Raw genomic sequence first — 25,669 nt, forward strand, 5'->3', positions numbered from 1 at the left:
AAGCTGTTTTTATATCTCATTTATCAAAAAATAATACAATATGTGTACGGTAACTTATTTGCCTTTAGGAGGTCAGGATTTTATATTAACATCAAATAGAGATGAAGACCCAAAAAGAAAAACTATTGCACCGAAAGAATATGATGAAGATGGAGTAAAATTAATATATCCAAAAGATGAACTTGCTGGCGGAACGTGGATTGGCTTATCTGATAAAAATCGATTAATTTGTTTGCTAAATGGTGGTTTCGAAAAACATAAACGAGCAGATAGTTATAGGTTAAGTAGAGGTGTAATTGTAAAACAACTATTAAAGGTTGATAACCCTGTGGAAATTATAAATCATTTTAATTTTGAAGGAATTGAGCCTTTTACGATTGTTTTAGTTGATTGGGAAAAGAACTTAAATGCTTATGAGTTGGTTTGGGATGGCGTAAAAAAGCATTTTCAAGAATTAGATAGTGCACCAAAAATATGGTCATCATCAACATTATATACCGAAGAAGTGAAGCTATTACGACGCGATTGGTTTGCAGATTGGCAAAGGGAAAACCCTGTTTTTAAACAAGAAAAGATAATTGCTTTTCATAAAGATGAAACAAAAGGAAATAAGGAAATTTCATTAAAAATGAAACGGCCACAGGTAGAAACTGTAAGTGTTACTTCAGTGCAAAAAACGGCAGAAAAGGTTGCAGTTGATTATATTGATGTTATAAATGAAAACAGAACTAATACAATGCAAAAGCAATAAATGAAATTATAAAAGAACCTATTAAAGCAAGCATAGTAAATACAAAGTTTGCCATAAGGTATTTTACAAAAGTTTTAAAATATCCTTGCCCATAAAACCTTTTCATAGCCATGAATAAATAAATAATAAAAAGCAATAAGAAAATACCTAATAAAAATTCAGCTTCTTTAAAATAACCGATTAAATAAAACACAGAAGAGAGTAAAAAGAAGACTGTTTGGGTGTGAAAAACAAAAACTAAATGCTCTACATAGGTGTATTTTCTTCGGATGTAAATTATTTTTAAGAATAATGTAAAAAGCGGTAATAAGATAAATAAGGCTATCGACGCGTAAGATAGTATCTGGCGGTAAAACTTATCGGTTTCTCCTCTTTTAGATAAAAATGAATTTAAAACTTCGGTACGTGAATAGAGGAATCTATTCGTAAAAGTTTTGTCCATTTCTAAGCTATCTAATGCATTGTTAACATGAATATTTGGGTGTTTTTTTTGGAATTTAATAATTTTTGATAGTTGATTAGAATTTCCAAATCCAATGTTTACCATTGGTTGTTTAGAGTTTCCGTCAATTTTTAAAGAGTCAATACTTTGTTTAATTAAGTTAGCTTTTGTAGAGTCTTGTTTGTTTATTTCTTTAAAGATTTCTTTTTGAATCGAATCTAAATCTACCTCTAGTGCTTTTATGCCATTTTCGTTAATTTTTATTTGCGATGTGGTGTTTTTAGAGATAATACCACTCTGTAATTCGTTAAACTTATCGTAGCTTTCGGTAACTCCTATAATTAAAAAGAACAAAATAGAAACGGTTAAGTAAAATCGAAAAGGATTAGAATAGCGATCTCTTTTTCCGTTGATATAATCTTTAGATACTTTTCCGGGTTTTATTAAAAGTGGAACTAATGTTCTCCAAAACCTTGCATCCCAAGAAAAGAAACCCGCAAATACTTCGCGAATAAAACTAGTTAATGTAATTTTTTTACCTTTATTTTTTTGACCACATTCTGGGCAGAATTTTTCGTTTTGAGAAAACGGATATCCGCAATTTAAGCAATTAGGTTCTTTGATAATTGCAACCTTGGTTTTCTTAGCCATTAGTTTAAAGTAGGAGTGGTAGTTAATTGAAATGTTGGTATGATTACCAGAAACTCTTCTAAGGTATCTGGATTAATCATTTTGTAATTTCCTTTCATAGCGCCTGCTGTAGAGAGTAAAAAACAGTTAGATCGGTAATTATAGGTTTCGTTAGGTTTAAGAACAGGAGTTTCTCCAATAATGCCTTCACCCTCTATGTATTCGGTGTCGTTAAGAGAATCGAAAATTACCCAAAAACGTTCTAAAAGTTTTACGGTGTCTTTTGAGTTGTTTTCAATAAAAACATAATAGCTAAAAGAATAATATTGTTGATAGCCACGATAAATTAGACCATTAAATGTGGTCTTGACAGATATTTTTATGCCTTTAGTTATTTGTTGAAACATTGTCTAAATATAAACTTTTTTGGGATTTTAGTCAATTATTTTAAAATTAAATTACCTGTTTTGATTTAAATAACCGTTTCCTACGCCTATAACTCTGTCGTAAATTCCGCCAAAAGGTTTATAATAAACGATTACAGTATATTCATTTTCTGTCTGATAAAAAGAGCCGTCTACCTCATTTAAATCAATCGTGTTATTTTTATCTAAAGTAACATAACTATAATTGTAAAACCCTTGTTTAAATTTAATTTCGGTGTAATATCTTTCGTCAACAGCATTGTATTTCATTTCGTTCTCGTCTGATAATTTATAGTTATTAAAAGCTCCGTATACAAATACTTGTTTGTCGTAAAAAGGCTCAAAAGCATCTAAAGAAAAATGAAGCATTGAGTAATCGGCTTCAGTCTTAGCGTCATTTGCTTCTAAAGTTCTAACAACAAACTGTCCGTTAATATCAGGATTGTAAGTGTAAATTTTATCAGCTCTTTGTTCATCAGTATATAAATAACTATGATAGATGTCTTTTCTTTCGGTTTTTGCAATGTTTAAACTTGTGCTTCGTATGTGTTTGCTATCAAAATTTAAAAACTCATTTCCTCCCCAAAAATCTGTTTTAAGCGTGTGATTGTATACTAATTGTTGAGGTTTTATAAATTGAGGTTGAATGTTGTTAATAACGGTTGCCCAATTATGATTTTGAAATAACGAAATATTAATTTCTTGATTTGGATTGTTAATTACCAATTCTGGATGATTTACAGAGAATTGAACTGTTTGTTTTTGCATGTTATGTTTGGTATCTCTACTTCTAAAAACTGCAACGCCAACTGTAGTAATGTCTTCATAAAAAACACAACGTCTAGAAAATACTATTTCGTAATCATCATTTAAAACAGAAAGTAGATAGTTACCACTTTTCGTAATAACGGTATTCTGATTTGGTATTTCAACCGAGTAATGCGTGTAAGGTTGTAAGGTGTTAAAAGAGTTTGTGATATTAAAGATTTCATTTTCATTAAATCCGTTTATATACTGATTGGATGTTAAGTTACTTGGCTTCCAATCATGCGTCATATGCTCAATTTTATACTTGTATTCTTTATTATCGGCATCTAAATCATCAAAAGACAATTTTAAAACCTCACCTAATCTTACAATTGCAGAATACTGATTTGTATTGTGCTTAGGTTGTAGTTGAATTGTTTTAATATTTTGAGCATTTACAGTTATGTATAACGCACTGAATAGGAAGATTACAAGATGTTTTATCATAAATGCAAAGGTATCAAAATGTAGACCAAAGACAAATATTTATTTAGAATAGATATAAATAAAGAGCTATCGAAAAGATAAAAATGTAAATACTTACCCGAAAAAATGAAAATCTGTAAATTTGCTTGTTTTTAGAAAATCAATTTAATCAGTTCCTATGTCAAAAGACATCCGTATTAAGAAAGGCTTGGACATCAAGCTCGTTGGCGACGCAGAGCAAATCACTACTGAACTTTCGTTGGGTAGCGCATTTGCAATTAAGCCTAGCGATTTTCATGGCGTTATTCCAAAAATTTTAGCAAAAGAAGGTACCGAAGTAAAAGCAGGTGAAGCACTTTTTTATTCAAAAAGTGATGAGCGTATTTTATTTCCTAGTCCGGTAAGTGGTAAAGTTACAGAGATCGTTCGTGGAGACAGAAGAAAAGTTTTAGCATTTAAAATCACTGCTGATGCACAGCAGCAATACAAAGATTTTGGTAAAAAAGATATTGATGCAATGTCTGGTGAAGAAGTGAAAAATCACTTATTTGCTTCAGGTTGTTGGCCATTTGTAAAGCAACGTCCTTACGATGTTGTTGCAAATCCGAATCAAGCTCCAAAAGCAATTTTTGTATCTGCATACGCAAGTGCACCTTTAGCAGCAGATTATGATTATGCACTAAAAGGTAAAGAAGCTGAGTTACAAGCTGCTTTAACAGCGTTAACAAAGTTAACAGCAGGTAAAGTACATGTTTCAGTTGCAAAAGACTCAAATTTATCTCCGTTTAAAGAGCTAAAAGGAGTTGAATTGCATAAAGTTTCTGGCCCGCATCCTATTGGTAATGTAAGTACTCAAATAGCACAAATAGATCCTATTAATAAAGGAGAAGTTGTGTGGGTAGTTACTCCGCAAGATTTAGTGGTAATCGGTGAATTATTGTTAACAGGTAAATTTAACGCAAAGCGTACAATTGCTTTAGCAGGAGCTAAATTTAACAAGCCACAATACGTTACTGCCATAGCAGGAGCAAGTATTGCTGGTTTGGTAAAAGGAAATTTAGATGCTGATAATGCGCGTGTAATTAGCGGTAATGTGTTAAGTGGAACGCAGGTTGGCGAAGAAGGATATTTAGGATACTACGAAAATATAGTAACTGCAATTCCTGAAGGAGATGATTATGAATTTTTTGGATGGAATAAGCCAGTTTTTGATAAGGTTTCTACTTCTAGAGCATTTACGTTCTCTTGGTTAACACCAAAGAAAAAATACGACTTAAATACGAATACAAACGGTGAGCATAGAGCATTTGTGGTTACAGGGTCGTATGAAGAAGTGTTTCCGTTAGATATCTATCCGATGCAATTATTAAAAGCGAGTATGTACAAAGATCTTGACGAAATGGAAGGATTAGGAGCTTACGAAGTTGCACCAGAAGATTTCGCTTTAACAGAATTTATTTGTGTATCTAAACAACCTCACCAGAAGATAATTCGTGAAGGATTAGATTTAATGAGAGAAGAACTAGGATAAGATATGGGCTTAAAACAAAACTTACATAATTTAAAAGAAAAATATAAAGGTACTAAGATGGCACCTGCGTTTAACGCAATCCACACCTTTTTATATTTACCTAATGAGACGACTCACGGAGGAACTCATATAAAGGCGGCCGATGATTTAAAACGTACAATGAACATAGTTATTATGGCATTAGTACCATGTTTAATCTTCGGGATGTTCAATGCAGGTTATCAACATAACGCTGCTGTAAACGGATTTACAGAAGGAATGTCTTTCTTTAGTGGAGATTTCTGGAATATGGATAATTTCTTAATAGGTTTAGTTAAAATTTTACCATTAGTAATTGTATCATATGTGGTAGGATTAGTAGTAGAATTTATTTTTGCTGTAATCAAAGGTCACGAAGTAGAAGAGGGGTATTTGGTAACAGGTATGTTAGTACCGTTAATTGTACCAATCGATTTACCTTTATGGATGTTAGCTGTAGCCGTAATTTTCGGTGTAGTTATCGGTAAAGAAGTGTTTGGTGGTACAGGGATGAATATCTTAAACCCAGCTTTAACTATACGTGCATTTTTATTCTTCGCATATCCAACTTGGATGTCGGGAGATAAAGTATGGGTAGAAGGCGCAAGAGAATTGGCAGGAACTGCTGATGCTATTTCTGGTGAGACAGTTTTAGGAAGCTTAGCGCAATCACAACCATTAACACATTCAGTTTCTGATATGTTCTTCGGATTTATTCCGGGATCAGTAGGAGAAACATCAACATTATTAATTTTATTAGGAGGGCTTTTCTTAATCTTTGCGAAGATAGGAAGCTGGAGAATTATGTTATCTGCAGTAATCGGAGCTTTAGTAATGGGATTCATTTTTAATCAAGTAGTTGATTTAGGATGGATTGGTGAAACAAGTAAGTTTTACGGATTAATGAGCTTAGATTTTTGGAAGCATTTACTAATTGGAGGTTTTGCATTTGGTGCCGTTTATATGGCAACTGATCCTGTATCAGCATCACAAACCAATAAAGGAAAATGGATTTACGGTTTCTTAATCGGATTTATTTCGATTATGATACGTGTATTCAATCCAGCCTATCCAGAAGGAGTAATGTTAGCTATTTTATTAATGAACGTTTTTGCTCCAACTATTGACCATTATGTGGTTCAAGGAAATGTAAAGAGAAGATTAAAACGTGCTAAAGTTAAAACTGCCTAATTATGAGTAAAAATACAGACAGTAATGGATATACGCTACTTTTTGCCATTGGTATGGTATTAGTAGTAGGAGCGTTGTTAGCTTTTACAGCTTCATCGCTTCGCCCAATGATAGATGCAAATAAACGTATCGAAAAGCAACAAAACATTTTGTATGCTATGGGTGTAAATGACAATGATGAAAGCAGTGCAGTTTTTGTTTCTAAAGACAAAGTAGCTGACGAGTTTTCAAAATACATCAAAAAGCAATTAGTTATTGAAGGTGATAAAACTACTGAAGATGCTGAAGCGTATTTAATTGATGTAAAAAAGCAACAAACAGCAGCAAAGGCAGGGAAAGTAAGAAAATTACCATTATTTGTTGGTGAAAAAGACGGTAAAGCGTTTTATATCGCACCAATTAGAGGTAAAGGATTATGGGATGCTATTTGGGCATATGTTGCAATGGATAAAAATATGGTAGTTCAGGGTGCTTTTTTCGATCATAAAGGAGAAACACCAGGTTTAGGAGCAAATATTAAGCAACGCTATTTTATGGATGATTTTATTGGAGAAGATTTAATGAACAATGGTTCTTTTAAAGGAATTACAGTTTCTAAATCAAACAACGATCCGAAGAACAAAGATAAAAATGATAACGAGGTAGATGCAATTGCAGGAGCAACCATTACAGGTGATGGTGTTGCAGCAATGATTAAATCTGAATTAGGTTTATACGTGCCTTACTTTAAAACATTGAAATAAATATGGGACTTTTATCAAAAAAAGACGCAGTATTAATCACAGATCCGTTATTGGATAACAACCCAATTACGATTCAAGTATTAGGTATCTGTTCAGCATTAGCAATTACAGCAGAGCTTAAAGCTTCTATAGTAATGGCAGTTTCTGTATTATTTGTATTAGGTATAGGAAACGTAGTAATCTCTTTAATGAGAAATATCATTCCATCAAAAATTAGAATTATAGTACAGTTAATCGTAGTTGCTGCTTTAGTAATTATTGTTGATCAAGTATTAAAAGCGTTTGCTTACGAATTGAGTAAAACATTATCCGTTTTTGTAGGGTTAATTATTACTAACTGTATTATTATGGGACGTTTTGAAGCTTTTGCTTTAGGAAACGGGCCATGGAGGGCTTTCTTAGATGGAATTGGAAACTCATTAGGTTACGGAGCTATTTTAATTGCAGTAGGTTTCTTTAGAGAATTATTAGGTTCTGGTACTTTATTAGGGTTTAAAGTTTTAGGAGATCCAATTGAATTAACAGGATTGTATGCTTTAGGATATGAAAACAACGGATTCATGTTATTATCACCAATGGCATTAATTGTTGTAGGTATTATTATTTGGATACAGCGTAGTAAAAACAAAGCACTAATTGAAGACTAACCTTGTTAGGAATCATTAAAAATATAGAAAAATGGAACATATAGAATTATTTTTCAAGTCGATATTTATTGATAACATGGTATTTGCAACCTTCTTAGGAATGTGCTCTTACCTAGCAGTATCTAAAAAAGTAACAACAGCCGTAGGTTTAGGAGCTGCAGTTATTTTTGTATTAGCCGTAACAGTACCTGTTAACTGGTTATTAGATCAATATTTACTACAACCAGGAGCATTATCTTGGTTAGGAGCAGAATATGCAGATTACGATTTAAGTTTCTTATCATTTATCATGTTTATTGCAACGATTGCAACCATGGTACAATTAGTAGAAATAATTGTAGAGAAGTTTGCACCAGCATTGTATAACTCTTTAGGTATTTTCTTACCATTAATTGCAGTAAACTGTGCAATTTTAGGAGGGTCTTTATTTATGCAATCTCGTGAAATACCAACTTTAGGTTTATCATTAACCTATGGTATTGGTTCTGGAATTGGATGGTTTTTAGCAATTGTTGCCATTGCAGCAATTCGTGAAAAAATTAGATATTCATCTGTACCACCAGCTTTAAGAGGATTAGGAATTACTTTTATCATTACAGGTTTAATGGCAATAGGGTTTATGAGCTTTGGAGGTATGTTAACAGGTGGCGATGATGAAGTAAAGAAAGAAGAAGCTCCTAAAACATCAGTAGTAACTTCTAATATAAATGAGAACGAAGCTGTAAAGGAAGTAGCACAAAAAGAAGAAGCTGAAAAATTAGCTGATAACCCTAAAAAAATTATAGAATAATGGTATTTTTAGAAGTAAGTACAGGAGGTACAGTAGCTGTAACAGTTATATCTTTTTTAATAATCTTATTAATTTTAGTAGGATTGTTATTATTTGTAAAACAAAAACTAGCACCATCAGGACCCGTAAAAATTACAATTAACGGAGATAAAACAATTGAAGTTGCTTCAGGAGGTACATTGTTATCTACTTTAGGAAATGAAAAGATTTTCTTACCATCAGCTTGTGGTGGAGGTGGATCTTGTGTGCAGTGTGAATGTCATGTAAACTCTGGTGGTGGGGAAGCTTTACCAACAGAAACACCACACTTTACTCGTAAAGAGTTAGCATCAGGAGTACGTTTATCTTGTCAGGTAAAAGTAAAACAAGACATGGATATTTCTATTCCAGAAGAAATTTTCGGAATTAAGAAATGGGAAGCAGTAGTTGTAAGAAACTATAACGTAGCAACATTTATTAAGGAATTTGTAGTTGAAATTCCAGAAGATATGGGCTATAAAGCAGGTGGGTATATTCAAATTGAAATTCCAAACTGTGAAGTAAAGTATTCAGATATGGATATAACTGCGCACCCAGAAGAGCATGATACACCAGATAAGTTTGAAGCTGAATGGGATAAATTTGGTTTAAGACCATTGGTAATGAAAAACTCTGAAACTGTAGAAAGAGCATATTCTATGGCTTCTTATCCTGCCGAAGGGAGAGAAATTATGTTAAATGTACGTATTGCAACACCACCATTCGATAGAGTAAAAGGTGGATGGATGGATGTAAATCCAGGAGTTGCCTCTTCTTATATTTTTAACTTAAAGAAGGGTGATAAGTGTACTATTTCTGGACCTTATGGTGAATTCTTTATTAATGAATCTGAAGCAGAAATGTTATATGTAGGTGGTGGAGCAGGTATGGCGCCAATGCGTTCACATTTATATCATTTATTCAGAACATTAAAAACAGGAAGAACAGTAACATATTGGTACGGTGGTCGTTCTAAGGCTGAATTATTCTATATAGAACACTTTAGAGCATTAGAAAAAGATTTTCCAAACTTTAAGTTTTATATCGCATTATCTGACCCAACAGAGGCTGATAATTGGAAAGTTAAAAAAGACATTAGTGATGAAGATGGAGACGGGTTTGTAGGGTTTATTCACAATTGTGTAATAGAAAACTACTTAAATCACCATGAAGCACCAGAAGACTTAGAATTGTATTTCTGTGGTCCACCATTAATGAACAATGCAGTTCAGAAAATGGGAGAAGATTTTGGTCTTGCAGACGAGAATATCCGTTTTGATGACTTTGGAGGATAAGAACTGAATGTCATTACGAGGAAGTATGACGAAGTAATCTTTTCAATAATAAATAGATTATTTTATAATATATAAAAAACCGATACAGAAATGTATCGGTTTTTTGCTTTTGTAACTATTATCACTGTCTTAATTCTTGTATAACAGTAAGACTTTCTGTTACAGATTCAGGCAAAGTAATATACTTATGGTATTTGAGTATAGAAAGCGTACCTTTGCGGCAAATTACTGTAAATGATTACTTTTCAAGATTTAGATTTATCAAATCCATTACGAAATTCAATTGAAGAATTAGGTTTTGTTAACCCAACACCAATTCAAGAAGAAGCTTTTCCGATTATACGATCGGGTAAAGACGTTGTAGGTATTGCACAAACAGGTACAGGTAAAACGTTTGCCTATATGTTACCGATACTTCGCGATTTAAAATTTTCGAAGCAAGTGCACCCTAGAGTTTTAGTTGTTGTACCAACACGTGAATTAGTAGTGCAAGTTGTTAGTGAAATTGAAAAGCTTACAGAATTTATGAGCATACATACGGTTGGTGTGTTTGGAGGTATTCCTTTAAGCAGACACAAAGAAGCCGTTGCCCAAGGTGCAGATATTATTGTAGCTACTCCAGGACGTTTGTATGATTTAGCGGTTAGTAATATGTTAAAACTTAGGTCAATTCAGAAGTTAGTGATTGATGAAGTTGATGTAATGCTAGATTTAGGATTTAGATTTCAACTATTAAATATTTTTGATTTATTGCCAGAACGCCGTCAAAACATCATGTTTTCTGCAACAATGACAGAAGATGTTGAAGCATTGATTGATGACTTCTTTACAGCACCTAAGAAAATTTTTATAGCAGTAAGTGGAACACCACTAGATAATATTCAACAAATTAGTTACGATGTACCAAACTTTTATACAAAGGTTAATTTATTAAGTGAATTACTGCGTAGTAAACAAGAATTTAGTAAAGTGCTAGTTTTTGCGCCGAATAAAAGAAACGCTGACAGGTTATTTGAATGTGTGAAAGAAGAATTCCCTTCAGAGACATGTGTAATTCACTCTAATAAAACGCAAAACTATCGTATGCGTTCTATTGAGCAGTTTAATAAAGGTGAAAAACGAATTTTAATAGCTACCGATGTTATTGCTCGTGGATTAGATTTAGAAGAAGTTACACACGTAATTAACTTTAATACACCACATTTTCCTGAAAATTATATGCACAGAATTGGTCGTACTGGTCGTGCAGAGCATGAAGGTAAAACAATTCTTTTTTCAACCGAAAAGGAACAAGAAGCAAAGGCTAGAATAGAGGAATTAATGAATTATGAAATCCCGAAAGCTGAAATTCCTGAACAAGTTGAAATCACTAAGCAATTAACAGAAGAAGAGAGGCCGAAAGAAGAAGGAGAACGCAATAAAAACAGAACTTCTTTAGAGTATGTACCTGGTCCTGCTTTTCATGAAAAGAGTGAAAAAAACAGCAAAACCAACCAAGGAGGTTCTTATCGTAGGGAGATTGCTAAAAAATATAAGAAACCCAAAACAAAGGGAGATAAAAACTTTAACCTACGACGCAAGAGAAAATAATGCAGGCACTTACAAAGCAAGAACTTCATAATTTAGGGATGAATATTGTAGGTAAAAAACTACAAGAAATGGGTTATGAGTTTGTAGCTATTAATAGCGAACTTAAAAAACATCCGCAGTTTGTTTTATTTAAAAAAGGTGAGCCTACCATTTTCGTTTTAGTAAAAACCACAAATAATATTCAATCACCAGAAGAATATGATGTTTTATGGATGGAAACATTTAAAGAACATGCAAAAAAGCAAAACGCAAAAGTGTGGTTTGCGGGTATTGGTATTGCAAATTCAGAAAGTATTGATTTACCTGTGTTTAAAGATAAACCTTATTATATAGCGTTTAACGACTTTATTAAAATTTAAACACTACCATAAAACCTTAATTTTATCCTTATATTTAATGGGTAATTGTTTGTTAGCAAGGTTTTTATGTTTTTTTTGTGTTGGATAATTTTTAATTTCTGTAGAAAAAGACGATATACATAACCAATTATACATGATTTAATGTAATTCACACATTGTTAGCTGTTTATGTTTTTGTTAGTTGTTTAAGTATGTATATTTGTAGTGGGGAAATTAAAAACTACAATTATGAAAAAACAATTATTTAAGGGGATTCAAAACTTTTTCAGAAACATTTTAGAGCAACTAGCCGAATTTGGTAAAGGTGCAGGTTATGCAATTAACCATTAATTAAAACATAGTTTTGAAGAAAAACACTCGCTTTAAGAAAGGCGAGTGTTTTTTTTATGCCTTATTTATAGTTTTAAAGCTTGGATGATAAAATAAACAAGTAATATATTGAAAGATTGATCGTGATTAATTTTAGCACATTATATCCATCAACTAGAAATAGATTTTGGTTCATAAAAAACTCATCGTTTAAGAAAGATGTACCCCCATAATTAAAAAGAAAAGTAAGATTGATAATTTAGATTTCTTAAGTTGATAAATTTGTACTTTTGCATTCTATGGTAGAAACACGTGAAGCAATATCAGAAAAAGCGGTTTTAATTGGTATTATAACCCAGCATCAAAACGAAAAACAGTCTGACGAATATTTAGACGAGTTAGAATTTTTAACTTTAACAGCAGGAGGAGTTGCTGTAAAGCGCTTTGTGCAAAAAATGGAAAAACCTAATCCTAAAACCTTCTTAGGAACAGGTAAATTAGAAGAGGTTAGAGCATATATAGAATCTCATGGTATTGGTACAGCAATTTTCGATGATGAATTATCACCTGCACAGCTAAGAAATATAGAAAACGAATTAGATTGTAAAGTATTAGATAGAACAAATTTAATTCTTGATATTTTTGCAGGAAGAGCCCAAACAAGTTCTGCAAAAGCACAGGTAGAGCTGGCGCAATGCCAATATTTATTACCAAGATTAACACGACTTTGGACACACCTTGATAAGCAAAAGGGTGGAATTGGTATGCGTGGACCTGGAGAAACAGAAATTGAAACAGACCGTCGTATCATTAGAGAGAAGATTACTTTGTTAAAGAAAAAATTGGCTACCATTGATAGGCAAATGGCAGTTCAGAGAAAAAACAGAGGTAAAATGGTACGTGTATCATTAGTTGGGTATACCAATGTTGGTAAATCAACCTTAATGAATGTAATTAGTAAAAGTGATGTTTTTGCAGAAAATAAACTATTTGCAACTCTTGATACGACAGTAAGAAAGGTTGTTATAAAAAATATTCCTTTTTTAATGACAGATACTGTTGGATTCATTAGAAAATTACCAACGCAATTAGTAGAATCTTTTAAATCTACTTTAGACGAGGTTCGTGAATCAGATTTATTATTACATGTGGTAGATATTTGTCATCCTAATTTTGAAGATCATATAGCATCAGTAAATAAAATTTTAGATGAAATAGGTAGTGCAAATAAACCTACTCTTATGGTTTTTAATAAGATTGATGCTTATACGCATGAAACTATTGCAGAGGATGATTTAATTACTGAGAAATCAAAAATTCATTATACGCTTGACGATTGGAAAAAGACATGGATGAATGACCTTGGTCAAGAAAGTCTTTTTATATCTGCCTTGAATAAAGATAATTTAGAAGACTTTAAAGATAAAGTTTATGAAGAGGTAAAAAAGATACATATTCAACGTTTTCCTTATAATAATTTCTTGTATCAGGATGATTTAGGGTAAATTAAAACTGTATTTTGAATGAAAAAAGAATAAGAATTTTGTGTTCTTATTCTTTTTTGCTTATATTTATATTCGCTCAGCGAAAATTTACAATAATATTTTAACATTTTATCCCCCCCAGAAAATGAAAAATAATAACTCCAACCACTTCGGGTTGTCAAATTTTTTTATCGACAATACCATTCAAAGTAAAGTTTCAATTACATATTCTTATCTAATATTTTAAATTAATTCAGTTTGATAATATGCTGTTTTTTAAAATATAGGATTATTATCTCTGGTTCTTAAAAAGAATTGTAATGAAAAAATTAATTATAATAGCGTTATTTAATTTATGTGTGCAGCAACTTTTCTCACAAGAATTGTGCGTCGTTGAGGAGAAGATGTTAATTGATGTTAATGCTCTTGATAACAATAAATGTGAGATATCGGAAAATAAACCGAAAGTAAAAACTACTAAAGACATTCAAATGTCAAGTAGGAGGTATTTAAAAAAGCGAGTGTATCTAAATCAAACGGTGTATTCTGCAAGTAACTTAAAATCAAAAGCAGTTGTAAATATAACGGCTGTAAATAAAGTAGATGATAAATTATTAGCGGTTTTAATTAAAGAACCAATAGTAGAAGAAGTATCATTTGATGTTGTTGAAACAATACCTTTATTTATATCTTGTAAAGAAAGTGATTTAAATAAGGTTGATTGTTTTAATTATCAAATGCAAAAGCACTTAATAGATAATTTTATTTATCCTAAAAAGGCGTTAGAAAAAGAGATAGAAGGTAATCTTGAGGTTAGTTTTATTATTAATGCAAATGGGATAGTAAGTAAAGTTGAAGTTAAGGGAGCTGACAATAGTGGTCTATTAAAGAAAGAAGCAAAGAGAATAGTGTTATTATTGCCAAATTTTATACCTGGAGAGCATAAAGGGCGTAAAATACCTGTTTCCTATAAATTCCCTATAAACTTTACGTTAGATTAAAATAATAATAGCCTATAAAATATATAGGGTTTTTTCCTGTTTTTTACATTTTAACATTTTTTTATAAAAAAATAAATATATTTGTGGGCTAATTCAGCTTGCAAGTATGTTTCTTGTAAGTGTTTGATTTAGATTGTAATACCCCAAAGTGATGAAGAAATTATTATTATTAATATTGGTATGTGCTTTCCCTATTAGCATTATGTCTCAGCAAGAGGTTTGTGAAACTCCTGATGAAGCAGAATTAGATTTAAATAGTATTAGTATAACTAAGTGTACTATTAAAGAAAAAGACAAGAAAAATAAAAAATCAAGACAGATTACAGTAAAGGTATCTGCAAGCAGAAGGTACCTTAAAAAAAGAGAACCTATTAAAAAACAAAAAGCAGCTGGTCTTGGAACTTTAAGCGTTGCTGAAATTGAGAAAACAACAGAGCAAATAGCTGTTGTAAAGCCCGTAGAATCGTTGAAAAATAATATCGAAGATATTAAAAATAAGATGTCTGCAGAGGAATTAAGAAAAGCATCTAAATTTAGTACAGTCGATAAAATTCCTTTATTTAACTCTTGTAAAAATGTGAAAAAAGGAGAGCAAGTAGATTGTTTTAATGAACAAATGGTGAATCATATATCTAAGCATTTTAGATACCCTAGTGATGCAATTAAGGAATCTATTCAAGGAGAAGTATGGGTTCGTTTTGTGATCGATAAGAACGGGGAAGTTAAGAACATAAAAACTTTAGGGCCAAAGAACGGAGAAATTTTAAATAGAGAAGCGGTTAGAGTAGTTTCTAAATTGCCTCAATTTACTCCTGCAAAGAAAGACGGAGGTAGAACCTCGGTTAAGTATGGCTTTCCTATAGCTTTTGCTTTAGAAGAGTAATTTTTACAAATAAGAACAATCAATTAAAACCAAATAATATGCTTAAAAAACTACTATTAGTTTTTTTTGTTACTTGCAGTATTGCATTATCAGCACAAGTTGCAATAACAGGAAAAGTTTATGATGAGTACTTAGAGCCTTTTCCTAGTGCTTTAATAAATTCTTTACAAGGTAAAACTACTTCTGATATTGACGGAAATTTCACCTTGTCTGTAAAGTCAAATTTTCCTTTTTCAATTCAAGTATCAGCTTTTGGGTATAAAACAGAGGTTATAGAAGTAACTTCTAAAGATCAAGAGATAAATATTATATTAAAAGAAAATACAAGTCTAGATGAAGTTGTAATTTCTGCCTCTAGATCTCCTGAACGAGTTATTGAATCGCCAGTAACTATTGAAAGATTAGGTATTAATGATATTAAAAAAGGAACTTCAATTTCTTTTTATGATGGTGTAACTAACTTAAAAGGGATAACCTCTAGAGAAGCAAGTTATGGATTTAAATCTGTAAACTCACGTGGTTTTTCTAGTTTTGATAATACAAGATTTGTACAGTTAGTAGATGGTGTTGAAACATCAATACCAGCACTTAACTTCTCTGCAGGTAACATAGTTGGTTTATCTGAGTTAGATGTAAAAGATGTTGAGATATTACCAGGAGCTTCTTCTGCCTTATATGGTGCAAATGCATTTAATGGTATCTTATTAATGAGAAGTAAAAACCCTTTTAAATATGATGGAATTAGTACGTATTTTAAAACAGGTTTTATTGAACAAGAGCAATCAGGATCTGATCAGTTTTATGATGTAGGTATTAGAATGGCTCATAAATTTAGTGATTATTTCGCAGCAAAAGTTAATTTAACAGTTTATAAAGCTGAAGAATGGCATGCAAATGATGATTCTAATACAACAGGTGTTGGAGGTGAGATTATTGCAGGAAATAGAAATAATACTCCCGATTATGACGGTGTAAATTTTTATGGAGATGAAGCTACTTTTACTTTTCCTGGTATTGGAAAAGTAAGTAGGACAGGATATGCTGAAACTGATTTATACGATTACGATGGTTACGGATTAAAATTTGACGGATCATTACATTTTAGACCAATGGGTAATGATAAGCTAGAAATAGTTTATAACTCTCGTTTTTCAAAAGGAAATAACTTGTATCAGGCTGCAAACAGATTTTCGCAAGAAGATTATTATGTAGAGCAACACAAATTAGAAGTATTGGGTAAAAACTTTTTTGTCCGTGGATATTTTAATGGTAATGATGGAGGAGACAGAACACATGATGTTCGATTTTTAGGTCTTGCTTTAAACTCTAAATATAATGATAATAGAACTTGGTTCGGTGAATATGGAACTGCTTTTGCAGGAGGTGTTCCAGGAGTAACTCCTGGTAATGATGCATCAGCAAGAGCTTTTGCAGATAGAAATAGGTTACAGCCAGGAACCGCAGCTTTTAATCAAGCATTAGATGAAGCTGTTACAACACCTATATCACAGGGTGGAGCAGGTGTTAAAGATGAAACAAGTTTTTACCATGCAGACGCAAATTATAATTTTAGAGATTTAATTAAATGGGGTGAAATACAAATTGGTGGTTCATACCGTAAATTTAATATTAACTCTCAAGGTACTTTATTTACTGATGAGAATAGCCCTATTGAATTTGATATGTATGGTGTTTATTCACAGATACAAAAGAAGTTTTTAGATGAACGTTTAAAGTTCACAGGTTCTGTTCGTTATGATAAATCATCTAATTTTGAAGGGGATTTTTCTCCAAGGGTAGCATTAAACTACTCAATTAAAGAAAATAAAATACTAAGAATTTCATACCAAACAGGATTTAGAACACCTAGTACAATAGAGCAGTATTTCGGATTGAGATCTGGTCCTAATAAATTTCTTTTAGGTACATCTTTAGATAATATCGAACGTTTTTCTGCGCAAGTATTAAACAATGATGGTACAACAAATACTATTACAGGAGCGCAAGTATTTGAAAAAGCATTTGTATTAGATAATGGGGCTTATGTAAGTGTAACACCTACGGCTATTAAGCCAGAAAGAGTATCATCTTACGAATTAGGTTATAGAAGTTTAGTAAATATAACAGATACTAATATTTTAGAGTTAGACGTAAATGGTTATTATAATCAATATGAAAATTTTGTGGCGACTAAGAATGTAATTGTTCCTAATTATGGAAACACTATTCTTACAGGTCCTCTTGGTAGTCCAGTCGATGCGACAGAATTTGCCTTAAACTCTAATACAACAGCAGATGTTCAATCATATGGTATTGGTATTGGATTAAATACAAAATTATTTAGAACATTTAACTTTGGAGCCAATTATACTTTAAGTAAGCTAGTTTTCGACCAAGAAGAAGATGTAGAATTCGAACCAGGGTTTAATACACCAGAGCATCAAGTAAAGGTGATGTTTGGAAATGAAAATTTATTTAATAATTTTGGATTTAATGTAAATGCTAGGTGGCAAAATGAATTTTTATGGCAGTCTGGTTTCTTAAGTGGAAATGTTGATAGTAGAACAGTATTAGATGCACAAATTAATTATAGAATTCCTTCTTTAAAATCAAGAATTAAAGTTGGTGGAACTAATTTAACCAAAAAAGAATATGCTGTTGCACCAGGATCTGGATTAATAGGTTCTATGTATTACATATCTTGGACGATTAATGATTAATTGAAAATACAATTATATAAAAAAGGGAGTGATGTAAATCACTCCCTTTTTTTTGCTATTTACTTAGTATCAGTATTACTGGAAAATAGATTCAAGTTATTTTATTTATTGGTTATAGAGATGATTATCGTCTCTTGTAATCAGTTATAAATTTATAAATGACATCAATAACTATAACTGTTTTGGTTAAATTAAGGGCACAGTAAGTGAAGCATAGATGTAATATATGTACATTTCAGTTTTTTAAAATGCACTTATTTTAACACAATAAAAAACCAGAGATTTATATCACTGGTTTAATTATTTATAGTAGTATGTGTTATAGCATAACTTATTTTTAGGATTATTTCTTTTCTAAATCATTTATAATTCCTAATCTCTTTTTCCAATTTTTTCTAGCTAAGCTTTGTAAGTTAGCAACATTATCACTTTCATCCATAATTTCATAACCTAATAAGGTTTCTATTACGTCTTCTTGAGTTATTAATCCGCTTACAGAGCCATATTCATCAACAATTAAAGCTAGGTGTTCTCGTTGTTCAATTAGCTTCTTAAATAAGCCCGGAATTGATAAATCTCTATCTGCAATAATAATATCTCTTTTAATTGACTTTAACGGTTCGGCTCCTTTTTTATCAATTAAAGCTAATAAAAGTTGATCTTTTAATATGTAGCCAGTTATATTATCAGGATTTTTAGAGAAAACAGGTATTCTAGAGAAATTCAATAATTTATTATTTTCAAAAAAAGATTCAATAGATTCGTTTTCATCAGCAATTTTAATAACTGTGCGAGGTGTCATAATGTGCTTTGCCTGTATATCTTTAAAATTAAGCATATTCCTTATTACATTACTTTCATTTTGTTGAAAAACACCTTCTTGTTCAGCAATATCAGTCATTGCAGTGAAATCTTCCCTGCTTAAAATACTTTCGCCGTGACCGCCTTTACCACCAATCAATTTTGTAGTTAATTGTAGTATCCATAAAATACCTGTCCACTTTAACGGGAATATCATTACTTTTAAAGCAGTTGTGGTAAAGCTAGCAAGTTGTTTCCAGTAAGTCGCACCTATTGTTTTCGGAATGATTTCTGAAGCAACTAAAATTAATATAGTCATTGCTGCAGAAACAATAAATACACCGTAACCATCGTCATTAAATATCTTTTTAGCTTCAGTACCAACTAGTATAGCTCCTACGGTATGTGCAAGAGTATTTAAGGTTAGAATGGCAATTAAAGGCTTGTCTACATCTTTTTTTAATGCTTCTAGCTGAGTAGCAAAACCTACACCTTCTTTCTTTTTTACATTAACGAAAGTTGGTGTTACACTCAGTAAAACAGCTTCTAATATGGAACATATGAAAGAGAAAAATATTGATACTGTTGCGTATATTAGTAGTAAAGTCATTCTTTTTAAATTTTAAGCAAAAGTAAGCAAAAAAGAAAACCTTAAAGATATGACTCTTTAAGGTTTTCTTTTTTTTTGAATAATTGTTTGTTAGAATCCGTAATTTATACCTAAACCGAATACTTCTTTTGTCTGAAATCCTTGAAAAGCATTGTCGTCATAAATAGCTTGCATAGATAGATTGGCAGATAAATATTTATTTACTTTCATTACTATGTTTAAAGTATAATCAATATCTACATTTTGAGCATCTTCTAGATAGTTACTATATAGGTTTAAAATATTTTCAATGCTAACGTTTTTCATAATTTCTGCCTTGTAATATCCACTAATAGAAGCACCTAATTCATATCTTGAACTTTCTCCTTGATCTACGCCAAAGGCTGGCCCAAGATCAGTTAAATGAGAATGTACTAAAATTAGTTTAGAGGTAGCAGGAGCGAAATTAACTTTTAGTTTGTCAGATTTTTTCCACAACATACCAGGACCTAATTGGAAATAAGCTGGAGAGAAAAAATGTGATGTTTGTATACCGTCAACATCGGTTGATGACATTTGCGTTTTAAAATTCAAAAACGCTGAGTAATACCAGTATTTAGATGCTTTTTTACCAACAAGAGAGTTTAACTCTAAACGGTCATCTGTTTTTTGAAGCTCTTCTTTTTTTATTTTTGTTAATCCGTAAGAAGCAATTAATTTATTATCCCAAGTCCAATCATTTTTAGTATAGTTGAAGTCATAATTCAAACTTAAAGTTCCGGAAATATTATTTACTCCACCAGCTAACCAGTTATTAAATGCAGATTGATTGAATAAAAATGAGATGTTACCTTCTTTATTCCAACCATCTTTGGTTTCTTCTTTTTTCTTTTCTTGAGCATTTATTGATAATGCACCGAATAAAATAGCTACAGCTAATATTTTTTTCATTATAAAGTTTTTTTGAAGATGTAAAATTACATCTCTATTTTTAGTTTAGACAATGTTAGTATAAAAAAGTCACGTTTTATGGAAGATATAATTTACTCCAAGTCCAAATATCTCTTTAAATTGTATTTTACTAGAAGCATCATCATCAATAATAGTGTGTAGGCCAAGATTTGTAGATATATAGTCGTTTATTTTTACAATAAAGTTTAACTGATAGTTAATATCAATATTAAAAGGCTTATTTAAATAATCAGAATACACAGCAAGAACGTTTTCTATCGTCATATCTTTCATCACTTCATGTTTAAAGTAACCAGATAAATTGAATCCTAAACCGAAATTTATTTTTTCACCTTTTTTAACTCCATATTTTCCTGAAAATTGAAGAGAAACAAAAGTAAAACGAGCCGTTGCGGGAGCAATATTTATTCGTCTTTCATCGGATTTTTTCCATAACATACCGGGGCCAAAACTCCAATATGCAGGTGAGAAAAAATCTGAGATAGGCTTTTTTACGCCTTCCTTGTATTCATATCCCCTGGTGTATTGTGTTTTTAGGTTTGTAAAAAAAGAGATAAACCAAAGTTTAGACGTTTTTAACCCTAGCAGAGAATTGTATTCAAAATTATCATCTGTTTTTCTTAATCCTTTTTCGCTTATATGACTTAACCCATAACTTGTAATTAACTTATTGTCCCAGTTCCACTTATTCTTTTTATAATTAAAATCATATTCAAGTCCCATATTTCCGGCGATGGTATTGCTTCCTCCGGCAGCCCAATTAGAAAAAGAAGATTGATTGAATAAAAAAGTGTATTTACCAGTTACGGTTAGTCTTTTAGGTATGCTATCTTTTTTTATTTCTTGTGAAAAAATATTGAAAGAGAACCAAGTTAACAATATTATTAGTAGTTTTTTCATTAAAAATAGGATAAGAAGGTTATTTGTTTTTTCTAAATAACGGAACAGTTGAGCAAGCTTCACCAAACATGATGTTTTTTGCTACAGTTTGTAGTTTTTGTATTAAAAATGTATAAGCAGATGGAGGTATCGGTTTATTTGTACAGCCTTTAATGATTACGGGTTTGTCTTGGTATTGTGTACTATCTAATTCATTAATTAATTCTTGGTAAATAGTAGTTTCTAGCAACTCTAAATTACCAACAACTATTTTTTTAGCAAATCCAGACAAATGTGCTGTTAATAATAAATAGGCCCAAGAGGGAATAATAGCATCCGAAGAACATGTTAAAGCAATATAAGTGTCTTTATATTGCGACCAATCATGATTTTTAACTTGTTCTCTAAAATCTTTTTCACGAAGAATTAACTCTTCATATAACCAACTTTTAATATCAAAAACAATACGTTGGCCTTTCGGATAATAATCTTCAAGGTCAATAGTAATTAATTTACTGGTTGCTATTTTGTTTATAATTTCTTCAGCCATATTTTTTGAAACGTCATTGTGAACAAGAACGAAGCAGTCTTTTAACAGATAGTTTCGTTCTTATTCGTAATCACAAATTTATTTAAAGCATTCCTAATTCTAACTTCGCCTCTTCGCTCATCATTTCTTGAGTCCATGTAGGATCGAAAGTAATTTCTACTTCACAAGCGTTAATTTCTTTTAACGACTTTACTTTTTCTTCAATATCAACAGGTAAACTTTCCGCTACTGGGCAGTTAGGTGAAGTTAAAGTCATTAAAATTTTAGCATTGTATTCTTCAGAAACAAATACATCATAAATTAAGCCTAACTCGTATATATCTACAGGAATTTCAGGATCGTAAATTGTTTTTAAAACACCAACAATTTTATCTCCTAATACTTCTAATTCTTTATCGTTCATAATCTACTTCTTTATTTTGTTAGTTTAGATTGCTGTGCAATCGCATACATTTTTATTTGCTTTACCATAGAAACTAAACCGTTTGCTCTGGTTGGACTTAAGTGTTCTTTTAAGCCAATTTCATCAATAAAGTCGGTTTTAGCTTCAATAATAGCTTGCGGAGTTTGGTTAGAATATACTCTTAGTAATAATGCTACAATACCTTTTGTTAAAATAGCATCACTATCGGCTGTAAAATTAATAGTGTCTTCTTGTAATTCAGAATATAACCACACTTTAGATTGACAACCTTTAATTAAATTTTCATCTAATTTATACGTTTCGTTTATTAAAGGTAAAGATTTTCCTAAGTCAATTATATATTCATAACGTCCCATCCAGTCATCAAACATAGAAAACTCGTCAATAATTTCTTCTTGTATTTCTTTGATAGTCATTTTTTAAAACTATTTTTGCAGTGTCTAAAGACACTATATTTAAAAGAGCAAAATTACAGTAAAAAAATAAGAAATGAGTAAATTATTAGCAGTAGGTACCGTAGCTTTTGATGCTATTGAAACACCTTTTGGTAAAACAGATAAGATTTTAGGAGGTTCAGGAACTTTTGTAGGTTTAGCGGCTTCTCAATTTGGTGTTAAAACAGGCGTTGTTTCTGTTGTTGGTGGAGATTTTCCGAAGTCATATTTAGATATGATGAATAATAAAGGAATTAATACTGATGGTATTGAAGTAATTAAAGAAGGTAAAACTTTCTTTTGGAGCGGTAAATATCATAATGACATGAATTCTCGCGATACTTTAATTACAGAGTTAAATGTATTGGAGCATTTTCAGCCAGTTGTACCAGATGCTTTTAAAGATGCAGGTATTGTAATGTTAGGTAATTTACACCCATTAACACAAGCATCAGTTTTAGATCAAATGACCGAAAGACCTAAGTTAGTAGTTTTAGATACTATGAATTTTTGGATGGACATTGCTTTAGCTGATTTACATACCGTTTTAAAACGTGTAGATGTTATTACAATTAATGATGAAGAAGCACGTCAGTTAAGTGGAGAATACTCGTTGGTTAATGCAGCGAAGAAAATTCATGAAATGGGTCCTAAATATGTAGTAATTAAAAAAGGAGAACACGGAGCTTTATTATTTAATGAAGGTAAAATGTTCTTTGCACCAGCATTGCCATTAGCAGATGTTTTTGATCCAACAGGGGCAGGAGATACTTTTGCAGGAGGTTTTTGTGGATATTTAGCAAAAACTGAAGATATTTCGTTTGAGAATATGAAAAACGGAATTATATATGGTTCTAATTTAGCTTCGTTTTGTGTAGAAAAATTCGGTACACAACGAATGGAAGAGCTAACAAAAGACGAAGTGCAAACACGTTTACAGGCTTTTAAAGAATTAACACAATTTGATATAGAGTTATCATAAATAAAAAATCCGCGCTTTTTGCTGCGGATTTTTTTTTACAACAAAACAACAACAACACAATTAAAAATACTTCAAATGAGTGATGCTATAAAGCACGAATGCGGTATTGCCATGGTTAGATTATTAAAACCATTGCAATATTATAAAGATAAATACGGAACTGCATTTTATGGTGTAAATAAAATGTACTTGTTAATGGAGAAGCAACACAATCGTGGGCAAGATGGCGCAGGGTTGGCTAGTATTAAATTTAATGTAGCACCGGGGACAAGATATATTAGTAGAATACGATCTAACCAATCACAACCTATTCAGGATATTTTTGGAAAGATTAATGAAAGAATTGCAGGTGTTTTAGAAGAAAATCCAGCTAAAACAAATGATATCAAGTGGCAAGAAGAAAATGTGCCATATTTAGGGAATCTTTTTTTAGGGCACGTTCGTTATGGTACTTTTGGTAAAAATTCTATAGAAAGTGTACATCCTTTTTTACGTCAAAGAAATTGGAAACATCAAAACTTAATTGTTGCAGGTAATTTTAACATGACCAACTCTAAACAGTTGTTAAACGATTTGGTAGATTTAGGTCAGCATCCAAAAGAGTTTACAGACACTGTTACTGTTATGGAAAAAATCGGACATTTTTTGGAGGATGAAGTTTCTGAATTATATATCAAAGCCAAAGAAGAAGGTTATAGTAAAAAAGATGCTTCAGGTTATATAGAAGAGAATTTAAATATTCAAAATATATTACAACGTTCTGCAAAAAATTGGGATGGTGGTTATGCTATGGCTGGTTTATTAGGTCATGGAGATGCGTTTGTATTAAGAGATCCATCAGCAATCAGACCCGCTTTTTATTATCAAGATGATGAAGTAGTTGTTGTAGCGTCTGAACGTCCGGCAATTCAAACAGTATTTAATGTGCCTATTGGTAAAATTAAAGAGATCGATAGAGGGCATGCTTTAATTATTAAAAAGAATGGCGAAACATCAATGTCGCCAGTTTTAGAGCAGCGTCCAAAGAAATCATGTTCTTTCGAACGTATTTATTTCTCTAGAGGAAGCGATGCTTCAATTTATGAAGAACGTAAAAATCTAGGAAAATATGTTTTTCCAGAAGTTTTGAAATCTATTGATAACGATATAGAAAATGCCGTTTTTTCATACATACCAAACACGGCCGAAACATCTTTTTTCGGAATGATGGAAGCAGCTGAGGATGTTTTAAATCAGCAAAAAACAGCAGCTATTTTAGCAGGTGATGGTAAGTTGACGAAAGATGAAGTTGTAGATATTTTATCAAAAAGACCACGTTTCGAAAAAATTGCTATTAAAGATGCAAAGCTTAGAACTTTTATTACAGATGATAGCAGTCGTAATGATTTGGTGGCCCATGTTTACGATGTAACATATGGAGTTGTAAAAGAAACTGATAATTTAGTAATTATTGATGATAGTATTGTGCGTGGTACAACTTTAAAGAAAAGTATCATAAAAATATTAGATCGTTTAAATCCGAAGAAAATAGTAGTAGTTTCTTCAGCTCCTCAAATTCGTTATCCAGATTGTTATGGTATCGATATGGCAAAAATCAATGATTTTATAGCTTTTAAAGCAACATTAGAATTGTTGAAAGAAACAAATCAATATCATATTATAGATACCGTATATGCTAAGTGTAAAAAGCAAGAGATTAGCGAAGACAAAGATGTTGTAAATTATGTAAAAGAAATTTATGCACCTTTTAAAGATGAGCAAATCTCGGCTAAAATTGCACAAATGTTAAAAACACCTGAAATAAAGTCTGAAGTAGAAGTTATTTTTCAACCTGTTAGTGGTTTGCATAAAGCATGTCCAGATAATTTAGGAGATTGGTATTTTACAGGAGATTACCCAACAGATGGTGGTAATCGTGTGGTAAACCAAGCTTTTATTAACTTTTATGAAGGAAGTGATCAGCGAGCTTATTAAAAAT

General features: G+C 31.5%; 24 protein-coding genes. 15 read left to right on the top strand and 9 right to left on the bottom strand.

Going from position 1 to position 25,669, the window contains the following annotated elements; all coding sequences use genetic code 11:
• Positions 1 to 40 precede the first annotated feature (40 nt).
• Positions 41 to 751, top strand: coding sequence for an NRDE family protein (locus H0I30_RS11945; RefSeq protein ID WP_218772086.1), 711 nt, complete (start codon positions 41 to 43; stop codon positions 749 to 751).
• Here the strand turns inward: H0I30_RS11945 and H0I30_RS11950 are convergent.
• From H0I30_RS11950 to H0I30_RS11960, 3 genes are read right to left on the bottom strand one after another with little or no spacing between them, the layout of a single operon-like run.
• Positions 729 to 1,844 carry a DUF3667 domain-containing protein gene (locus H0I30_RS11950; protein ID WP_218772087.1) on the bottom strand — a complete coding sequence of 372 codons (1,116 nt, stop codon included), beginning with the start codon at positions 1,842 to 1,844 and terminating at the stop codon, positions 729 to 731. The two genes, H0I30_RS11945 and H0I30_RS11950, sit on opposite strands and share 23 nt — an antisense overlap.
• Complete coding sequence (gene apaG, locus H0I30_RS11955) at positions 1,844 to 2,230, bottom strand: Co2+/Mg2+ efflux protein ApaG (RefSeq protein WP_218772088.1); 387 nt, start codon at positions 2,228 to 2,230, stop codon at positions 1,844 to 1,846. Before apaG ends, H0I30_RS11950 begins: the two co-directional genes overlap by 1 nt.
• A gap of 51 nt (positions 2,231 to 2,281) precedes the next feature.
• Positions 2,282 to 3,502 (bottom strand): DUF5103 domain-containing protein, encoded by a 1,221-nt coding sequence (locus H0I30_RS11960; protein ID WP_218772089.1) that lies wholly within the window; start codon positions 3,500 to 3,502, stop codon positions 2,282 to 2,284.
• Positions 3,503 to 3,659: 157 nt separating this feature from the next.
• Here H0I30_RS11960 and H0I30_RS11965 point away from each other — a divergent pair, with 157 nt between their 5' ends.
• The 12 genes from H0I30_RS11965 to H0I30_RS12020 all read left to right on the top strand — a co-directional run bounded on the left by H0I30_RS11965 (position 3,660) and on the right by H0I30_RS12020 (position 18,060).
• The gene (locus H0I30_RS11965; protein WP_218772090.1) at positions 3,660 to 5,012 is read left to right on the top strand and encodes a Na(+)-translocating NADH-quinone reductase subunit A; all 1,353 of its coding nucleotides are present in this window, start codon (positions 3,660 to 3,662) and stop codon (positions 5,010 to 5,012) included.
• A gap of 3 nt (positions 5,013 to 5,015) precedes the next feature.
• A complete protein-coding gene (locus H0I30_RS11970; RefSeq protein WP_218772091.1) occupies positions 5,016 to 6,221 on the top strand; it encodes an NADH:ubiquinone reductase (Na(+)-transporting) subunit B in 1,206 nt (401 codons plus the stop codon).
• 2 nt (positions 6,222 to 6,223) lie between these two features.
• A complete protein-coding gene (locus H0I30_RS11975; protein WP_218772092.1) occupies positions 6,224 to 6,964 on the top strand; it encodes a Na(+)-translocating NADH-quinone reductase subunit C in 741 nt (246 codons plus the stop codon).
• Between the two features lie 2 nt (positions 6,965 to 6,966).
• Positions 6,967 to 7,611: an NADH:ubiquinone reductase (Na(+)-transporting) subunit D gene (locus H0I30_RS11980; protein WP_218772093.1), complete on the top strand. Its 645-nt coding sequence runs from the start codon at positions 6,967 to 6,969 to the stop codon at positions 7,609 to 7,611.
• A gap of 31 nt (positions 7,612 to 7,642) precedes the next feature.
• Entirely contained in the window at positions 7,643 to 8,401 is a 759-nt protein-coding gene (gene nqrE, locus H0I30_RS11985; RefSeq protein ID WP_218772094.1) for an NADH:ubiquinone reductase (Na(+)-transporting) subunit E, read from the top strand.
• Entirely contained in the window at positions 8,401 to 9,714 is a 1,314-nt protein-coding gene (nqrF, locus tag H0I30_RS11990) for an NADH:ubiquinone reductase (Na(+)-transporting) subunit F (protein WP_218772095.1), read from the top strand. The genes nqrE and nqrF overlap by 1 nt, the downstream gene beginning before the upstream one ends.
• Before the next feature lie 234 nt (positions 9,715 to 9,948).
• Positions 9,949 to 11,304: a DEAD/DEAH box helicase gene (locus tag H0I30_RS11995; protein ID WP_218772096.1), complete on the top strand. Its 1,356-nt coding sequence runs from the start codon at positions 9,949 to 9,951 to the stop codon at positions 11,302 to 11,304.
• Positions 11,304 to 11,663, top strand: a complete 360-nt coding sequence (locus H0I30_RS12000) for a Na(+)-translocating NADH-quinone reductase subunit F (protein ID WP_218772097.1) — start codon at positions 11,304 to 11,306, stop codon at positions 11,661 to 11,663. The genes H0I30_RS11995 and H0I30_RS12000 overlap by 1 nt, the downstream gene beginning before the upstream one ends.
• Positions 11,664 to 12,271: 608 nt before the next feature.
• Positions 12,272 to 13,477, top strand: a complete 1,206-nt coding sequence (gene hflX, locus H0I30_RS12005; RefSeq protein ID WP_218772098.1) for a GTPase HflX — start codon at positions 12,272 to 12,274, stop codon at positions 13,475 to 13,477.
• A gap of 299 nt (positions 13,478 to 13,776) precedes the next feature.
• Entirely contained in the window at positions 13,777 to 14,457 is a 681-nt protein-coding gene (locus tag H0I30_RS12010; protein ID WP_218772099.1) for an energy transducer TonB, read from the top strand.
• Between the two features lie 151 nt (positions 14,458 to 14,608).
• Positions 14,609 to 15,340, top strand: a complete 732-nt coding sequence (locus tag H0I30_RS12015; RefSeq protein ID WP_218772100.1) for an energy transducer TonB — start codon at positions 14,609 to 14,611, stop codon at positions 15,338 to 15,340.
• 38 nt (positions 15,341 to 15,378) lie between these two features.
• Positions 15,379 to 18,060, top strand: coding sequence for a TonB-dependent receptor domain-containing protein (locus tag H0I30_RS12020; protein ID WP_218772101.1), 2,682 nt, complete (start codon positions 15,379 to 15,381; stop codon positions 18,058 to 18,060).
• A gap of 343 nt (positions 18,061 to 18,403) precedes the next feature.
• Here the strand turns inward: H0I30_RS12020 and H0I30_RS12025 are convergent, their stop codons facing one another.
• The 6 genes from H0I30_RS12025 to H0I30_RS12050 all read right to left on the bottom strand — a co-directional run bounded on the left by H0I30_RS12025 (position 18,404) and on the right by H0I30_RS12050 (position 22,691).
• Entirely contained in the window at positions 18,404 to 19,471 is a 1,068-nt protein-coding gene (locus H0I30_RS12025; protein ID WP_218772102.1) for a CNNM domain-containing protein, read from the bottom strand.
• 90 nt (positions 19,472 to 19,561) lie between these two features.
• A complete protein-coding gene (locus tag H0I30_RS12030) occupies positions 19,562 to 20,401 on the bottom strand; it encodes a DUF3078 domain-containing protein (protein ID WP_218772103.1) in 840 nt (279 codons plus the stop codon).
• Positions 20,402 to 20,470: 69 nt separating this feature from the next.
• Entirely contained in the window at positions 20,471 to 21,322 is an 852-nt protein-coding gene (locus H0I30_RS12035) for a DUF3078 domain-containing protein (protein ID WP_218772104.1), read from the bottom strand.
• A 19-nt stretch (positions 21,323 to 21,341) separates the two neighbouring features.
• Positions 21,342 to 21,851, bottom strand: coding sequence for a DUF2480 family protein (locus H0I30_RS12040; protein WP_218772105.1), 510 nt, complete (start codon positions 21,849 to 21,851; stop codon positions 21,342 to 21,344).
• An 82-nt stretch (positions 21,852 to 21,933) separates the two neighbouring features.
• Positions 21,934 to 22,254: an iron-sulfur cluster assembly protein gene (locus H0I30_RS12045; protein WP_218772106.1), complete on the bottom strand. Its 321-nt coding sequence runs from the start codon at positions 22,252 to 22,254 to the stop codon at positions 21,934 to 21,936.
• Between the two features lie 11 nt (positions 22,255 to 22,265).
• Positions 22,266 to 22,691 carry a SufE family protein gene (locus H0I30_RS12050; protein ID WP_218772107.1) on the bottom strand — a complete coding sequence of 142 codons (426 nt, stop codon included), beginning with the start codon at positions 22,689 to 22,691 and terminating at the stop codon, positions 22,266 to 22,268.
• Positions 22,692 to 22,764: 73 nt separating this feature from the next.
• Between H0I30_RS12050 and H0I30_RS12055 the strand changes: the two genes are divergently transcribed.
• Together H0I30_RS12055 and H0I30_RS12060 are read left to right on the top strand one after the other, a co-directional pair.
• Positions 22,765 to 23,691, top strand: coding sequence for a PfkB family carbohydrate kinase (locus tag H0I30_RS12055; RefSeq protein WP_218772108.1), 927 nt, complete (start codon positions 22,765 to 22,767; stop codon positions 23,689 to 23,691).
• Between the two features lie 75 nt (positions 23,692 to 23,766).
• Entirely contained in the window at positions 23,767 to 25,665 is a 1,899-nt protein-coding gene (locus H0I30_RS12060) for an amidophosphoribosyltransferase (protein WP_218772109.1), read from the top strand.
• The last annotated feature ends 4 nt before the right edge of the window (positions 25,666 to 25,669 follow it).

It is taken from the genome of Tenacibaculum sp. AHE14PA (genome assembly GCF_019278465.1).
GTDB classification, from domain to species: domain Bacteria; phylum Bacteroidota; class Bacteroidia; order Flavobacteriales; family Flavobacteriaceae; genus Polaribacter; species Polaribacter bernardetii.

Excerpts from the sequence above, each read along its gene's own strand:
- H0I30_RS12010 (WP_218772099.1), top strand. The coding sequence starts at position 13,777 with ATGAAAAAATTAATTATAATAGCGTTATTTAATTTATGTGTGCAGCAA.
- H0I30_RS12055 (WP_218772108.1), top strand. The coding sequence starts at position 22,765 with ATGAGTAAATTATTAGCAGTAGGTACCGTAGCTTTTGATGCTATTGAA.
- H0I30_RS12035 (WP_218772104.1), bottom strand. The coding sequence starts at position 21,322 with ATGAAAAAACTACTAATAATATTGTTAACTTGGTTCTCTTTCAATATT.
- H0I30_RS12045 (WP_218772106.1), bottom strand. The coding sequence starts at position 22,254 with ATGAACGATAAAGAATTAGAAGTATTAGGAGATAAAATTGTTGGTGTT.
- H0I30_RS11950 (WP_218772087.1), bottom strand. The coding sequence starts at position 1,844 with ATGGCTAAGAAAACCAAGGTTGCAATTATCAAAGAACCTAATTGCTTA.
- nqrF (WP_218772095.1), top strand. The coding sequence starts at position 8,401 with ATGGTATTTTTAGAAGTAAGTACAGGAGGTACAGTAGCTGTAACAGTT.
- H0I30_RS11965 (WP_218772090.1), top strand. The coding sequence starts at position 3,660 with ATGTCAAAAGACATCCGTATTAAGAAAGGCTTGGACATCAAGCTCGTT.
- H0I30_RS12050 (WP_218772107.1), bottom strand. The coding sequence starts at position 22,691 with ATGACTATCAAAGAAATACAAGAAGAAATTATTGACGAGTTTTCTATG.
- H0I30_RS11995 (WP_218772096.1), top strand. The coding sequence starts at position 9,949 with ATGATTACTTTTCAAGATTTAGATTTATCAAATCCATTACGAAATTCA.
- H0I30_RS11980 (WP_218772093.1), top strand. The coding sequence starts at position 6,967 with ATGGGACTTTTATCAAAAAAAGACGCAGTATTAATCACAGATCCGTTA.
- H0I30_RS11970 (WP_218772091.1), top strand. The coding sequence starts at position 5,016 with ATGGGCTTAAAACAAAACTTACATAATTTAAAAGAAAAATATAAAGGT.
- H0I30_RS11975 (WP_218772092.1), top strand. The coding sequence starts at position 6,224 with ATGAGTAAAAATACAGACAGTAATGGATATACGCTACTTTTTGCCATT.
- H0I30_RS11960 (WP_218772089.1), bottom strand. The coding sequence starts at position 3,502 with ATGATAAAACATCTTGTAATCTTCCTATTCAGTGCGTTATACATAACT.
- H0I30_RS12025 (WP_218772102.1), bottom strand. The coding sequence starts at position 19,471 with ATGACTTTACTACTAATATACGCAACAGTATCAATATTTTTCTCTTTC.
- H0I30_RS12030 (WP_218772103.1), bottom strand. The coding sequence starts at position 20,401 with ATGAAAAAAATATTAGCTGTAGCTATTTTATTCGGTGCATTATCAATA.
- nqrE (WP_218772094.1), top strand. The coding sequence starts at position 7,643 with ATGGAACATATAGAATTATTTTTCAAGTCGATATTTATTGATAACATG.
- H0I30_RS12060 (WP_218772109.1), top strand. The coding sequence starts at position 23,767 with ATGAGTGATGCTATAAAGCACGAATGCGGTATTGCCATGGTTAGATTA.
- apaG (WP_218772088.1), bottom strand. The coding sequence starts at position 2,230 with ATGTTTCAACAAATAACTAAAGGCATAAAAATATCTGTCAAGACCACA.
- H0I30_RS11945 (WP_218772086.1), top strand. The coding sequence starts at position 41 with ATGTGTACGGTAACTTATTTGCCTTTAGGAGGTCAGGATTTTATATTA.
- hflX (WP_218772098.1), top strand. The coding sequence starts at position 12,272 with ATGGTAGAAACACGTGAAGCAATATCAGAAAAAGCGGTTTTAATTGGT.
- H0I30_RS12020 (WP_218772101.1), top strand. The coding sequence starts at position 15,379 with ATGCTTAAAAAACTACTATTAGTTTTTTTTGTTACTTGCAGTATTGCA.
- H0I30_RS12040 (WP_218772105.1), bottom strand. The coding sequence starts at position 21,851 with ATGGCTGAAGAAATTATAAACAAAATAGCAACCAGTAAATTAATTACT.
- H0I30_RS12000 (WP_218772097.1), top strand. The coding sequence starts at position 11,304 with ATGCAGGCACTTACAAAGCAAGAACTTCATAATTTAGGGATGAATATT.
- H0I30_RS12015 (WP_218772100.1), top strand. The coding sequence starts at position 14,609 with ATGAAGAAATTATTATTATTAATATTGGTATGTGCTTTCCCTATTAGC.